The sequence below is a fragment of the Mycobacterium sp. NPDC048908 genome (genome assembly GCF_043197955.1).
Lineage (GTDB): Bacteria > Actinomycetota > Actinomycetes > Mycobacteriales > Mycobacteriaceae > Mycobacterium.
Genome location: NZ_JBICUE010000004.1, coordinates 449,729 through 463,009 on the forward strand (window position 1 = coordinate 449,729; position 13,281 = coordinate 463,009).

General features: G+C 66.6%; 16 protein-coding genes. 8 read left to right on the forward strand and 8 right to left on the reverse strand.

The window, feature by feature from the left end; all coding sequences use genetic code 11:
- Positions 1-138 precede the first annotated feature (138 nt).
- A complete protein-coding gene (locus tag ACGFK1_RS14200; RefSeq protein ID WP_393429704.1) occupies positions 139-1,155 on the forward strand; it encodes an iron-containing redox enzyme family protein in 1,017 nt (338 codons plus the stop codon).
- Here the strand turns inward: ACGFK1_RS14200 and ACGFK1_RS14205 are convergent.
- A complete protein-coding gene (locus tag ACGFK1_RS14205) occupies positions 1,135-1,353 on the reverse strand; it encodes a CDGSH iron-sulfur domain-containing protein (protein WP_393429707.1) in 219 nt (72 codons plus the stop codon). The two genes, ACGFK1_RS14200 and ACGFK1_RS14205, sit on opposite strands and share 21 nt — an antisense overlap.
- Complete coding sequence (locus tag ACGFK1_RS14210; RefSeq protein WP_393429710.1) at positions 1,350-2,042, reverse strand: HemK2/MTQ2 family protein methyltransferase; 693 nt, start codon at positions 2,040-2,042, stop codon at positions 1,350-1,352. The genes ACGFK1_RS14205 and ACGFK1_RS14210 overlap by 4 nt, the downstream gene beginning before the upstream one ends.
- Before the next feature lie 118 nt (positions 2,043-2,160).
- On the opposite strand from ACGFK1_RS14210, the gene ACGFK1_RS14215 reads away from it, so the two are divergent.
- On the forward strand, positions 2,161-2,835 hold the full coding sequence (locus ACGFK1_RS14215; protein WP_393429713.1) for a phosphodiesterase: 675 nt from the start codon (positions 2,161-2,163) through the stop codon (positions 2,833-2,835).
- On the opposite strand, the gene ACGFK1_RS14220 is transcribed toward ACGFK1_RS14215, so the two are convergent.
- Positions 2,832-2,969 (reverse strand): hypothetical protein, encoded by a 138-nt coding sequence (locus ACGFK1_RS14220; RefSeq protein WP_393429716.1) that lies wholly within the window; start codon positions 2,967-2,969, stop codon positions 2,832-2,834. The two genes, ACGFK1_RS14215 and ACGFK1_RS14220, sit on opposite strands and share 4 nt — an antisense overlap.
- 105 nt (positions 2,970-3,074) lie before the next feature.
- Between ACGFK1_RS14220 and ACGFK1_RS14225 the strand changes: the two genes are divergently transcribed.
- Positions 3,075-3,659 (forward strand): hemerythrin domain-containing protein, encoded by a 585-nt coding sequence (locus ACGFK1_RS14225; RefSeq protein ID WP_393429718.1) that lies wholly within the window; start codon positions 3,075-3,077, stop codon positions 3,657-3,659.
- A gap of 46 nt (positions 3,660-3,705) precedes the next feature.
- On the opposite strand, the gene ACGFK1_RS14230 is transcribed toward ACGFK1_RS14225, so the two are convergent.
- From ACGFK1_RS14230 to ACGFK1_RS14245, 4 genes are all read right to left on the reverse strand, one after another.
- Entirely contained in the window at positions 3,706-4,599 is an 894-nt protein-coding gene (locus ACGFK1_RS14230; protein ID WP_393429721.1) for a manganese catalase family protein, read from the reverse strand.
- 71 nt (positions 4,600-4,670) lie between these two features.
- On the reverse strand, positions 4,671-5,657 hold the full coding sequence (locus tag ACGFK1_RS14235) for an LLM class F420-dependent oxidoreductase (protein ID WP_393429724.1): 987 nt from the start codon (positions 5,655-5,657) through the stop codon (positions 4,671-4,673).
- Positions 5,658-5,693: 36 nt separating this feature from the next.
- Positions 5,694-6,158 carry a GatB/YqeY domain-containing protein gene (locus ACGFK1_RS14240; protein WP_393429726.1) on the reverse strand — a complete coding sequence of 155 codons (465 nt, stop codon included), beginning with the start codon at positions 6,156-6,158 and terminating at the stop codon, positions 5,694-5,696.
- 10 nt (positions 6,159-6,168) lie between these two features.
- Positions 6,169-6,840, reverse strand: a complete 672-nt coding sequence (locus tag ACGFK1_RS14245) for an SIMPL domain-containing protein (protein WP_393429729.1) — start codon at positions 6,838-6,840, stop codon at positions 6,169-6,171.
- Between the two features lie 80 nt (positions 6,841-6,920).
- Here ACGFK1_RS14245 and ACGFK1_RS14250 point away from each other — a divergent pair, with 80 nt between their 5' ends.
- The 5 genes from ACGFK1_RS14250 to ACGFK1_RS14270 are packed head-to-tail and all read left to right on the forward strand — an operon-like array spanning position 6,921 to position 12,264.
- Positions 6,921-8,129: a hypothetical protein gene (locus tag ACGFK1_RS14250; RefSeq protein WP_393429731.1), complete on the forward strand. Its 1,209-nt coding sequence runs from the start codon at positions 6,921-6,923 to the stop codon at positions 8,127-8,129.
- A gap of 1 nt (position 8,130) precedes the next feature.
- A complete protein-coding gene (locus tag ACGFK1_RS14255) occupies positions 8,131-8,784 on the forward strand; it encodes a DUF4129 domain-containing protein (protein WP_393429734.1) in 654 nt (217 codons plus the stop codon).
- The gene (locus ACGFK1_RS14260) at positions 8,781-9,932 is read left to right on the forward strand and encodes a DUF4350 domain-containing protein (protein ID WP_393429737.1); all 1,152 of its coding nucleotides are present in this window, start codon (positions 8,781-8,783) and stop codon (positions 9,930-9,932) included. The genes ACGFK1_RS14255 and ACGFK1_RS14260 overlap by 4 nt, the downstream gene beginning before the upstream one ends.
- Entirely contained in the window at positions 9,929-10,942 is a 1,014-nt protein-coding gene (locus ACGFK1_RS14265; protein WP_393429740.1) for an AAA family ATPase, read from the forward strand. The genes ACGFK1_RS14260 and ACGFK1_RS14265 overlap by 4 nt, the downstream gene beginning before the upstream one ends.
- Complete coding sequence (locus ACGFK1_RS14270) at positions 10,942-12,264, forward strand: DUF58 domain-containing protein (RefSeq protein ID WP_393429742.1); 1,323 nt, start codon at positions 10,942-10,944, stop codon at positions 12,262-12,264. The genes ACGFK1_RS14265 and ACGFK1_RS14270 overlap by 1 nt, the downstream gene beginning before the upstream one ends.
- Here ACGFK1_RS14270 and ACGFK1_RS14275 read toward each other — a convergent pair.
- Positions 12,261-13,253, reverse strand: coding sequence for a stage II sporulation protein M (locus ACGFK1_RS14275; RefSeq protein WP_393429745.1), 993 nt, complete (start codon positions 13,251-13,253; stop codon positions 12,261-12,263). The genes ACGFK1_RS14270 and ACGFK1_RS14275 overlap by 4 nt on opposite strands.
- Positions 13,254-13,281 lie beyond the last annotated feature (28 nt).

The following is a 13,281-nucleotide window of genomic DNA, read 5'->3' on the forward strand; positions in this document are numbered from 1 at the left end:
CCCATCAATCTTAGAGCCAACCAAACCGCGACGACGCGAGGCTCGCAGGCACGGCGACGGTCTTTCACAGCTGACGGCATGCATTCTTTGCGTTGTTAAACAGTTTGACTACCTGCCAAGTGGGGAATCACATCCCATGTGACTTTGCCGTCGACTTCTGTCGAACCCAAATTGCCCCGCGCGGTCGGTCCGCTGTCCGCCACCATCATCGAGGCCCTGCGCGCGCGGCCAGCCCTTCACGACCGCCCACTCGACGTTCCGCTCTACGAGGCGGACCCGTACGGCCTCGACCTGCAGCTGGCCCTCTACATTTGCTATGAACTGCACTACCGCGGCTTCGACAACGTCAATCCCCGGTGGGAATGGAACCCGTCGCTGCTGCGCGTACGCGGGCGGCTCGAGGACGTCTTCTTGACCGCGGTCCGCCAAGAAGTCGGTGAGATCGCAGCCGACGAAACCGCGGCCGATGCGATGGATGCCTTGTCGATCGAGCCCGCCAACGGCACCGGCCCGTCGTACTACCTTCGCGACACCGGCAGCTGGGATCAGATGCGCGAGTACTTCGTACACCGCTCGCTGTACCACCTCAAGGAGGCCGACCCGCACGCCTTTGCGATCCCGCGGCTGATCGGTCAGGCCAAGGCGTCGTTCGTGGCGGTCGAGTTCGACGAATACGGCGGTGGCAGAGGCGCTTTGGTGCACCAGCAGCTCTACGCCGACCTGATGGACGCCGCCGGCCTGGACTCCGGTTACCTTGCGTACTTCAACGACGTACCCGCCGACGCACTGGCGTCGGTCAATTTGATGTCGCTGTTCGGTCTGCACCGCGAGTTCCGCGGGGCGGCCATCGGCCATTTCGCGTCAACGGAAATCACCTCATCGCCGGGTTCACGGCGCCTGGTCGACGCGTTGGAGCGGATGGGCGCACCCCAACCGTGCATCCGCTTCTACCACGAACACGTGGTCGCCGACGCCGTGCACGAACAGGTCGTTCGGGCGGACGTCGTCGGGGATCTCATTGCCCGCGAGCCACACCTGGAGCGCGATGTGGTGTTCGGTATCAAGGCGCGCGACGTGGTCGAGAACCGACTCGCAGACCACGTGATGCAGTGTTGGCAGGCGGACCGGACGTCGCTACGCCGGCCGCTTGGCTGACCGCTGCGGCCGCATCCGGCAGCGGTGACTCGTGTCGCACAGCGGATAGTCCTTGCTGCGGCGGCAGGTACAGATCGCGACCATGAACCTGTCGGACTCCACCACGCTGCCGTCGGGCATTTCGATGCGTACCGGGCCCTGGACCATCACCGGCCCGGACGGCACCACCCGCACGATGCGGGCCTCTTCGTCGCTCACGGCTTGTCCGCCCTGATCACCAGCAGTTCTTCCTCTCGACGGCCCGGATCGAGCCGCCCGGTTTCCTCGAGCCATTCGGCACGCGAATTCAGCACCGGGCCAAACGGAATCCATTGCCAGGCAATGATTTCGGCGTCGAGCCCGGCGCCGGCCAGCTGTGCCAGTGTCTCGCGCGGGCCGGCGAACTCCGATTGCACCAGCAACATCGTGCCGCCGTGCGCGAGTAGCTGTGTCGCGGTCTCGCACAACGGATCGAGCACCAGACGGCCGTTGTACCCGGCGTCCCACGCCCGGGACGGTCCCAGAGGCGTCGGCAACTGGATGCCGTCGGCGGCCGGATCATGCGGCACATAAGGCGGGTTGCACACCACCAGGTCGTACGGCCCGAATTCGACTGCGCGGGCCCATGAACCGAGGTGCACCGCCACATCGACCCCTGCCGCTGCCGCGTTGGCCCGCGCGCACTGGACGGCCCGCGGGCAGATGTCGAACGCGCTGACTTCCGTCGCGCCCTGCTCATAAGCGGCGGTCGCCACGACCCCGGTGCCGGTGCACAGGTCGGCGACGCGATGACCACGAGCCAGACCGGTTTTCTCCATGACATCGATGAGTAGCTGCGAATCCTCTTGCGGCGTGTACACGCCCTCGATCACGGCTGACACATCCAGGTCGGTGTATGCGGTGGTCACATCGGCCTTTCGACAGGGTTAGCTTGCGCGACGCGCGCTGCCTGATTAATGCCCGGTATCGGCGCGGTTAAACACATGTGTGCGTTTTGCGCGTGGCTGTTCCGGGCACCCGTAGCCCGTGCAAGCTTCAGACATCGTCGCGTTGCCGATCCGGCTAGGCGCGGCCGCCCGTCACCGTCGCCTGTTTCATCCGAGTGGGGTGTTGGCCGAGGGCTACCTCGAAAGGGTGGCGCCACCGGAGGGTGGGCTGCCGATGCCGTCATGCGACGTAATCGCCCGCGTCTCGAAAGGCGTCGGACTACCGGGGGCCACGGCCGACGTGGCTGGCCTGGCGTGGCGCATCCCGCCGCCGCAGGACTTGCGGTCGTGCGGGCCATGGGATGTCCTGCTGGCGTCGACCGTCGCCAACAGCCGCATCGTCCTGGCACCGGCCCGATCCTGGTCGCGCACCACCTTTTCCAGCCTGATGCCACTTCGCTACGACGGCGGGGTGTGGTGGATACGCGCTCGGCTGGTCACCAAGATCGACGAGCCTGGCTTGTCGCTCGACACCATCAGAAACCACATTGACTCCGGCGAAATCGAATTCGATATCGAGCAGGCGCGCGGCATCAGCGGGTTCTCGCCGCTGGCCCGACTGACGTTGCGTCACCTCGACCCGAGCAACGACGACATCGCATTCGACCCCGTTCTGCACAGCGACGACGATGTGCAGTTGGTCCCCGGCTGGCTGGCGGATTTCCGCCGTGCGGCGTATCGGCGCAGCCGCGAAGGCCGAGACGCCGACGCCTAAGCCGTCGGCTCCTGATCGGTCTCGGCGACGTCGGGGGTGTTTTCGTCGGTGGTGTCGTGGTCGCCCGCATCGCTGGTCGTGTCCGTCGATTCGACGGTCTTCTCGTCGTCGTAGATTCCCTTACCGCGTGGCATCACAATCCCTTTCGTCCTCCGTGGAGCTACCCGCCGACGCCCCGTTTCAACCTGCCCGCCCCGGGTATGCGCTGCGGACTGTCACATCGGCGAAAGGCAAAGAAGATGGATGCGCTGGCATTCCTTCGTGAGGATCACAAGAGTGTGCTCGGCATGTTGGAGGTGCTCGACGGCGCACCGTCGGGCTCGGGCGCCCACGTCAGCGGCCTCGCGACGATGGTGACCAATCTGATCATCGCTGAGTCGCAGCACGAGGCGGTCGAGGAACAGTTCTTCTGGCCGGCGGTCCGTAAGTCTGTCGAGGGTGGAGACGAACTCGCCGACGTCGCGGTGACCCAGGAGCAGGAGGGCAAGAAACTGCTTCAGGCCCTCGAAGACGGTAAGCCCGGAGACCCGGAATACCAGCAGGCGCTCAAGGACTTCGTCAGGGCCGGTCGCGAACATATCAAATACGAGCAAGATGTCGTCTGGCCGGCGTTCGAGGCCGCGGTCAGCCGCGAGGAGCGAGAAAAGCTCGGCGAAAAGCTCGAGGCGGCCAAGAAGATCGCACCGACCCGGCCGCACCCGGACACGCCGCCCAACGCGGCAGTGCAGAAGACCATAGGTACGGCCGCCGCGATGGCAGACCATTTCCGCGACGCCGCCAGCGGCCGCGCCGACAAGAACCCGCCCGACCCACAGCAGCACTGAACGCACACGAGGGCCGGCTCACGGCCGACCCTCGTCAACGCCCGAATCAGCTTGTGGGCGTGCGCTGTTCGTGAGTGAAGGGCTTTTCACTGCGCACCGCGGGTTGCCCCTCCGGACTCCGCTCGGCGCCCTTGTTCTTGCGCTTGGTGCCGCCGAGCCATTCCTGCTCTGGGTTGTCGACGTACTCCCATTCCATGCCTTCCGGCCATGGTCCCTGACCTTCGTTCCACGGTCCACGCACCGACTCGTCGCCGTTGGACATGTTGAACGCGACGTTCTGGAAACGGTCGTCGCCGGCGAGTTGACCGGGCGGGAAGTTCACCGGCAATTCGTTGAGTGCCGCCGTGAACTGCTGGTAATGCGCGACTTCGCGAGTCATCAGGAAAGTCAGCGTGTCCTGTACGCCAGGATCGTCGGTGAACTGCTTCAGGTATTCGTACACGATCTTGGCGCGGGACTCTGCAGCCAGATTGCTGCGCAGGTCCACGGTGGGATCACCGTTGGCGTTGACGAACGTGCCCTGCCACGGCACGCCTGCAGAGTCCTTGACGTCAGGCCCACCCCCGCTGAGGGTGAAGTACAGCGGATTGACCGCGACGCTGTGGATGATGGCGTCACGACCGTCGCGGCTGGCGACCGCGGGCATCCAGTCGCAGCGTTCATTGGCCATCTTGAGGTCGTCGTTGAGGCCATCGAGAAGCATCGTGATCATCGCTCCGACCATCTCCAGATGGCTGAACTCCTCGGTGGCGATGTCCATGAAGAGGTCGTACATCTTCGGGTTCTTCTGCCGCAGCACAAAAGCCTGCGTGAAGTACTGCATAGCCGCCTTCAGTTCGCCGTTGGCGCCGCCGAACTGTTCCTGCAGAAGTGTGGCGAATCGTGGATCGGGCTCGTTGACCCGCACCTCGAATTGAAGGTCTTTGTTGTGGATGAACATCGGCGCCTCCCGGCTGTCGAAGGTGGGCAGGTCGCCGCCGGATACCCGGAGATGGATGCGCCAAACTGCAATCAGCGCGCCGCGGAACGGAGTTTCTCCAGCAGCGCGCCCGCCGCTTCCTTCAAGAACAGCTCCTGACCGTCGTCGCCGACCTGAACCAGGGCGATGTCGGTGAATCCGGCCTCCCAGTATTTGCCCACCGCGTCCACGATGGCATCCAAATCCGGCCCGCACGGGATGGATTCGGCGACATCCTCGGGCCGCACGAATTGGGTGGCCCCCTCAAAGCCCGCCGTGGTCGGAAGATCGGCATTGACGGCCCAACCGCCGCCGAACCAGCGGAACTGATCGTGTGCGCGCTGCACTGCGCGGTCGCGGTCGGGGTCCCAGCAGATCGGTATCTGGCCAACCACCCTGTGGTCGCCGGGCAGCCCGGTCGCCCGCCGCGCATCGTGCCATGCGTCGACCAGGTCCTTGTTCGGCTCGACAGCGATCAAGTGGTCCGACAGCGGGGCGAACATCTCGACCGAGCGCGCGCCTGACACCGCGGTGGCGATGGCGACGGGGGTGTCGGGCAGATCCCAGATCCGCGCCGAATCCACCTCGAAGTACTCGCCTTTCCAGTCGACCAACTCGCCGGTGAACAGCTCGCGAATGATCTGGATGGCCTCTTTGAGCATCAGCTGACGCCGCGACACCGTCGGCCAGCGCCCACCGACGACGTGTTCGTTGAGGTTCTCGCCACTGCCGAGGCCCAGGGTGAACCGGCCGTCGGCGAGGATCTGAAGCGTGGCGGCCTTCTGCGCGACGACAGCGGGGTGGTAACGCATCGTCGGGCACGTGACATAGGTGAACAGCTCGACCTGTTCGGTGGCTTGGGCGACGGCGCCGAGCACCGACCACGCGTAGGGCGCATGTCCCTGCGACGCCAGCCACGGGAAGTAGTGATCGCTGGACACCTCGAAGTCAAAGCCTGCGCGTTCTGCCGAAACGGCATACCGGACAAGCTCTTTAGGGCCGCTCTGTTCTGTCATCAGGGTGTAGCCGAACCGCGTCATGGCACTCGGATACCCGAGCACCTGATTGCGAAACGACTACAGCCTGGCCTTGACTGCTGCCGAAAGCCGGGCTCCGTCGGCCTTTCCGGCGGCGATGGCGGTGGCGGCCTTCATCACCTGGCCCATCTGCCGCATGCCGGGGCGCTCACCGATCGCCTCAGCGACCTGGGCGATCGCGGTGTCCGCGACATCGGCCACTTCGGCCTCCGTGAGTTGGGTCGGCAGGTAGTCGTCGATGACCCGCGCCTCGGCGTGTTCGTTCGCGGCGAGCTCACCGCGGCCGTTCTGCGTGTAGATCTCGGCCGCCTCGCTGCGCTTCTTCGCTTCACGCTGGAGGACTTTGATCACGTCGGGATCGGACAGCTCGCGCGGCGCGTCGCCTGCGACCTCTTCGGTCTGAATCGCGGCCAGCAGCATCCGCAACGTCGCGGTGCGCAGCTTGTCCTGCGTCTTCATCGCGGTGGTCAGGTCGGCGCGCAACCGGTCTTTGAGTTCCGCCATGGCGCAAACGCTACGCCTGGGCGGTTTCGGCGCCGGCAATGAACCGCGCGTCGACCTCCGCGGATACTTCGATGTGTTGCGGCGCGAGTTCCACGTCCGGTGCACCGCCGACAGCGCCCGCTCGCAGGTAGGCCGCGGCGGGACCGGTTTCGGGTCGCGCACCGAACATCCCGGCGTCGGCGACGGCGACCGGTTGGATCGCACCGAGTCCGAGCGCGTCGGCGTACGCCTGCGCCCGTGTCACCGCATCCCGCACAGCGCGGGTGCGTACCTCTTTGGCCAGTGCCTCCCGACGGTTCTCGGTGAGCGCCCACTCGATTCGAGAGACGCGAAAACCCTCGACATCCGCTAGTTGCGTACCGACCCAACGGGACAGCGCACTGAAGTCGCGAAACTTCACCTCGAAATCGACGCTGGCGTGGTGCACCAGCGGAAGTTGTTTGCCGTCGTTGTTCCATGGCCGGTGTGACCAGGTTCGCAGTTGGTCCGCCGACCACCACGTCACCGGACCGGTGTCGGCCAGAGGTGTGATCGACGCCTTGACGGCGTCCAGATCACGAGCGACCCGGCCGTACACGGGTTCCATCGCCGCGCCCTCGTAACCGATCGTGGCGTGGACGGTGCCGCGTTCGGGCCGCTCGAAGGCGGAGAAGGAACCCCGCACGGTGATCTCAGTCGACATGTCGTCACGGTATCGGCTGGCGCGGGACACGACGCCCGACGACGTTGTCAATTCGCGAAGTCATCGACAGGATGGTGATCATGAGCAACGACGCCGGCGGGATCCCCCCTTCAGGTCCGCCGCCGCCGGGCTATCCGCCTCCCGGCTATACGCCCCCGGGTTATCAGGGTGCTCCGACGCTTGCCCACCATGGCTATCCCGCACAGGCGGGCTACCCCCCGCCGGGCTACGGCTACCCCCCGCCCGGCTACGGCTATCCCCCACCGGGCTACGGCGGCCCGCCGCCCGGTTACCCGGGATACGGCCCGGCACTGGCGCTCAAACCGGGCATCATTCCGCTGCGCCCGTTGACGTTGTCGGACATCTTCAACGGCGCGGTCGCCTACATCCGGGCGAACCCCAAGGCAACGCTGGGATTGACGACGGTCGTCGTGGTCGCGGCGCAGCTACTCGCTCTGGTGTTGTCGTTGGGTCCGCTTGCGGTCGCCGGTCAACTGGAGCCGACGATCGCCGGCGAAGAGGTGCCCACGGGCGTGTTGCTCGGTTCGTCGCTGTCCAGCCTGGCGGGCGCGGCCGCCACCTGGTTGTCGTCGATCCTGTTGAACGGCATGCTCACGGTGGTCGTGGGTCGGGCGGTCTTCGGCGCGCGCATCACCACCGGTGAGGCATGGCGTCGGTTACGGCCACGGCTGTGGGCGTTGATCGGCTTCACACTGCTCGAGATCGTCGGCGCGGTCGTGCTGATCGGCGTGGTGGCGCTGATCATCACTGGAGTTGCGATGGCTGTCGGCGGCGTCGCGGCCGCAGTGGTCGGCGTGCCGTTGGCGCTGGTCGCGATCGTCGGGCTGATCTACCTGGTCACCCTCATCAGCTTCGCGCCTGCCCTCATCGTGTTGGAGCGGCTGCCGATCGTTGCCGCGATGTCCCGCTCGTTCAAGTTGATTCGCAATGACTTCTGGCGCGTGTTCGGCATTTGGCTGCTCGGCGGGATCGTCGCGGCCCTGATCTCCGGCGCCGTCTCCATCCCGTTCAGTCTTGGTGGTCAACTCGTGCTGACCGCGGCATCGTCCACCCTGGGGTTGATGATCGCGCTGATCCTGCTGTCCATCGGCAGCGCGGTCAGCCAGATCATCACCGCGCCGTTCTCGGCGGGTGTCGTGGTGCTGCTCTACACGGACCGCCGCATCCGCGCCGAGGCGTTCGACCTCGTATTGCAGAGCGGCGCGACGTTCGGGACCGGCGCTCCTGCCGATTCCACCGACCACCTCTGGCTGACTCGCCAAGCCTGACGTGCCGACGATAGACATCGACCGGGACGCCGCGCATGAGGCGGCGCAGCGTGAACTCGCAAAGCCGATCTACCCGAAGCCGTCGCTGACCGAACGCCTGATGAAGTGGATCGAGGAACTGCTGTACCGGCTCGCGGACGCGAGCGCCTCGGTGCCGGGTGGTTGGTTGACGATCGCCGTGCTGGCGACGTTGTTGGCCATCGCGATCGTCGTAGCGATCCGCATCGCCCGGCGGACAATGCGCACCAACCGTGGCGGCGAGATGGCCCTGTTCGGCGACCATGAGCTCAGCGCAGCGGAGCATCGGGCGGCCGCGGAACAGTATGCGGCGAACGGTGATTGGTCCGCCGCCATCCGGCACCGGCTCAGAGCCGTTGCGCGCCAACTGGAGCAGAGTTCCGTACTGGAACCCGTGCCGGGCCGCACCGCCACCGAACTGGCCCGAGACGCCGGCCGCGCGATACCGCCGCTGAGCCGCGAATTACACAGGGCGGCAGAAGCTTTCAATGACGTGACATACGGCGAGCGGCCAGGTACCGAAGCCGCGTACCGAATGATCGTCGAACTCGACGACCACCTGCGGTCACGTACGCCCGCGGCGGACGCCAGCGATGCAGCGCCAACGGCCTCCGGGGACTGGGCGGAGGTGCGATGACTTCCGCCGCCACCGCCGTTGGTCCGTCCGTCAGGCAGCGCTGGCGCACCATCCGCTGGGTGCTGTTGGCACTGGCAGTGATCGTCGGCGTCGCAGTGCTGAGCGCCTACCTGACCGCACCGCGCCCCGGCGGGCCGATGGATCCCGAGTCGACATCGCCAGATGGGGCTCGAGCGCTCGTCACGCTTCTGCGCGAGCATGGGGTGGACGTCGTCGTTGCCGACGACATCGCTGCGGTGGAGCGGACCGCGAGGCCAGACACGATGATCCTGATCGCGCAGACGTTCTATCTGTTCGACGAGGACCTGTTGCGCCGGTTGGCCGCGTTGCCCGGCGATCGACTGCTGGTGGGCCCGATAGCTCGGACCCGCGAAAAGCTTGCTCCTGAAATCACTCCCGGCGCCGCCACCACGTTCGGTGATTTCAAACCCGGCTGTGATCTGCGTGAGGCGCAGCGCGCCGGCGAGGTGCAACTCGGCTTCGCCGACGGTTATGAAGCATCCGGCGACGTTCCCGTGACGCGCTGCTACGGTGGCGCGCTGGTCCGGTACACCCACGACGGACGTGAGGTGACCGTCGTCAGCTCCAGCGAGTTCATGACCAACGGCGGTCTGCTCGAGCAGGGCAATGCCGCGCTGGCGATGAATCTCGCAGGCTCGCATCCCCGCCTGATCTGGTACGCGCCACAGCACAGCGAGGCCGGTGCCGAATCACGCGGCGGCGCAGGGCTTACCGACCTGATGCCCGCACAAGTGCAGTGGGTCGTCTTGCAGTTGTGCGTGGCGGTCGTTGCGCTGGCGGTGTGGAAGGGCCGACGCCTGGGCCCGCTGGTGGCAGAACAGTTGCCCGTAGTGGTCAGGGCTTCGGAGACGGTCGAGGGTCGCGGCCGCATGTACCGCTCGCGCCGGGCCCGTGACCGCGCGGCCGACGCACTGCGTACCGCCGCGTTGCAACGGATGACCCCGCGCGTCGGACTGGGACCCGACGCACGGCCCGCCGACGTCGCCACGGCCGTGGCGCAGCGGTGCGGGTGGCCCGCACAGGCGGTGGCGCACATCCTGTTTGGTCCGCCACCGGCCACCGACGCCGATCTGCTGAACCTCGCTGAAGACCTCGACAACATCGAAAGGCAGGTCGCCCAATCGTGACTCAGCCAACAGTATCGGAGACCGGAGCCGCAGCGGCGGCGACATCGGAGACCGGAGCCGCGACATCGGAATCGGCGCGAAATGCCCTGCTGGCCTTGCGCGGTGAGATATCGAAGGTGGTCGTCGGACAGGACGCCGTGGTCAGCGGTTTGGTGATTGCGCTGCTGTGCCGCGGCCATGTATTGCTCGAAGGTGTGCCAGGGGTGGCCAAGACGTTGTTGGTGCGCACGCTCGCGGCAGCGCTGCGTCTCGACTTCAAGCGGGTCCAGTTCACTCCCGACCTGATGCCGGGCGATGTCACCGGCTCACTCGTATACGACGCGCGCACAGCCGAATTCGAGTTCCATTCCGGTCCCGTCTTCACCAATCTGTTGCTGGCCGACGAGATCAACAGGACCCCGCCGAAGACACAGGCCGCGCTGCTGGAGGCGATGGAGGAACGTCAGGTCAGCGTCGAAGGGGAACCCCGTCCGCTGCCCGACCCGTTCATCGTGGCGGCCACCCAGAACCCGATCGAATACGAAGGCACCTATCAACTGCCCGAGGCGCAATTGGACCGGTTCCTGCTGAAGCTCAACGTGCCGCTGCCGCCGCGTGATCAGGAGATCGCGATCCTGGACCGCCACGCGCGCGGCTTCGATCCGCGTAACCTGTCGGCGGTGACACCCGTCGCGGACGCGGCGGAGTTGGCCGCAGGCCGGGACGCGGTGCGCGGGGTGCTGGTGGCCGATGAAGTGCTCGGCTACATCGTCGACATCGTGGGCGCCACCCGGCACTCTCCCTCGCTGCAACTGGGTGTGTCACCGCGTGGTGCGACCGCACTGCTGGCCACTGCACGCTCGTGGGCGTGGCTGTCCGGCCGCAACTACGTCACCCCCGATGATGTCAAGGCGATGGCCAGACCCACTTTGCGGCACCGAGTTTCGCTGCGTCCCGAGGCCGAACTGGAGGGCGCGAACCCCGACGGCGTGCTCGACGGCATACTCGCGGCTGTGCCGGTGCCACGCTAGTGGTGTTGACCGGCCGCGTCGGCCTCATCGCGCTGATCTGCGTGCTGCCGATCGCGGTTTCGCCGTCGCCGTCGCTCACGTTCGTCGTGCTGCTGGCCGTGGTGGTCGCCGTGGTGATCGCCGACGTCACACTGGCCGCCAGTCCGCGCCGACTGATCTGCAGCCGACTTGGCGAGACCGCTGCCCGGCTCGGTCAACCCGTCGATGCGGTGTTGGTGGTAGAGAACGCCAACGGCAGGCGTTTCCGCGGACAGGTCCGCGACGCCTGGGCACCGAGTGCCCGCGCCGAGCCCCGCACGCACAGAGTCAATCTCGCTGCGGGCCAACAGGTTCGGCTCGTCACGCGGCTGCGCCCTGTCCGCCGCGGTGATCAGCTCAGCGCGCTGGTCACCGCTCGCTCGATCGGACCGCTGGGCCTGGCGGGCCGCCAGGGCTCGCATCGGGTGCCGTGGCAGATCCGCATCTTGCCGCCGTTCCTTTCGCGCAAGCATCTGCCGTCACGGCTGGCGAAACTGCGTGAGCTGGAAGGCATGACGCCGGTGCTGATACGTGGTCAGGGCACCGAATTCGATTCGCTGCGCGAGTACGTCATCGGTGACGACGTCCGCTCCATCGATTGGCGCGCGACCGCGCGGCGTGCGGACGTGGTGGTGCGGACGTGGCGGCCCGAACGCGACCGGCGGGTGGTCATCGTGCTCGACACCGGCCGTACGTCGGCGGGTCGCGTCGGAGTCGATCCGACGCGTGGTGATCCCGGTGGCTGGCCACGGCTGGACTGGTCGATGGATGCTGCGCTGCTGCTGGCGGCGCTCGCGGCCCGCGCCGGCGACCACGTCGACTTCATCGCCCACGACCGGGTGACCCGCGCGGGCGTCTACAACGCGTCACGCACCGAACTGCTCGCGCAACTCGTCGATGCCATGGCGCCCCTACAACCCGCCTTGGTGGAGTCCGACGCGAGGGCGATCGCCGCCACCGTCCAGCGGCGGATCCGGCGCCGTGCGCTGGTCGTGTTACTGACTGACCTGAACGCATCGGCGCTCGACGAGGGCCTGATGGCGGTGCTGCCGCAACTGTCCGCCAAACATCAGGTGCTGCTCGCCGCGGTGTCGGATCCGCGGGTCGACCAACTGGCGTGCGGACGCGCCGATGCGGCCCAGGTGTACGACGCCGCCGCCGCGGAACGAGCCCGCAACGATCGTCGCGCGATTGCCTCGCGGTTGCGGCGGTCAGGTGTCGACGTGGTGGACTCGGTTCCCGATGAGCTGGCGCCCGAACTCGCCGACCACTATCTGGCGATGAAGGCCAGCGGCAGACTCTAGGCGGTCGGTATGACGTCTGGCGCGTCCTCGAGATCGCCGATCTCGCCGGCCCGTGCCGCTTTGCGCCCGAAGTGGAAAATGTAAGCGAGAAAAGCTATTTCGGCCGCGACACCGATGCCGACGCGGACGGCCGTTGGCAGCGGCGACGGTGTCACCAACGCCTCGATGAGCCCGGATACCAGAAGCACCGCGACGAGCCCGACAGCCACGGATACCACCGCGCGGCCCTGTTCGGCGAGTACCTGTGCGCGCGGCCTGTTTCCCGGCGACACCACCGACCAGCCAAGCCGCATGCCCACCGCGCCTGCGAGGAACACCGCGGTCAGTTCTAGCAAGCCGTGCGGGGCGAGCAGGCCGAGGAAGAGGTCACCCTTACCGGCGTCGAACATGAACGCGCCGATCACGCCGAGGTTCGCCGCATTCTGGAAGAGGATGTACGGGATCGGGATGCCAAGCAGGATCGCGAAACCGATGCACTGCGCCGTCACCCACGAATTGTTGATCCATACCTGCAGTGCGAACGATCCTGCGGGGTGCTCGCTGTAGTAGGACGCGAAGTCGTGGTTGACCAGTTCCTCGATTTCGCTTGGCGTCTTCAGGTTGGCCTGCACCTCATGGTTGCCGGACAACCACAGTGCGATCAGCACGACCACCACGAAGAATCCGATCGCCGTGCCGAGCCACCATCGCCATGACCGGTAGGCGACGACAGGAAACGACACCGTCCAGAACCGGGCGAACTCGCGCCACAGCGGCGCGTGGGCACCGGTCACTGCCGACCGCGCCTGGGCCACCAGACCCGACAACCGGCCGATGAGCGTCGCATCGGTCGAGGCGCTGCGCACCATGGACAGGTGCGTGGAAACCCGCTGGTAGAGGTCGACCAGTTCATCGACCTCTGCACCGGTCAGGCGCCGGCGGCGCTTGACCAGTACCTCGAGCCGGTCCCAGGTCGGGCGGTGCGCGAGCACGAACGCGTCGACATCCACGTGGCAAATCCTAGTAGCGTGGCGAAGT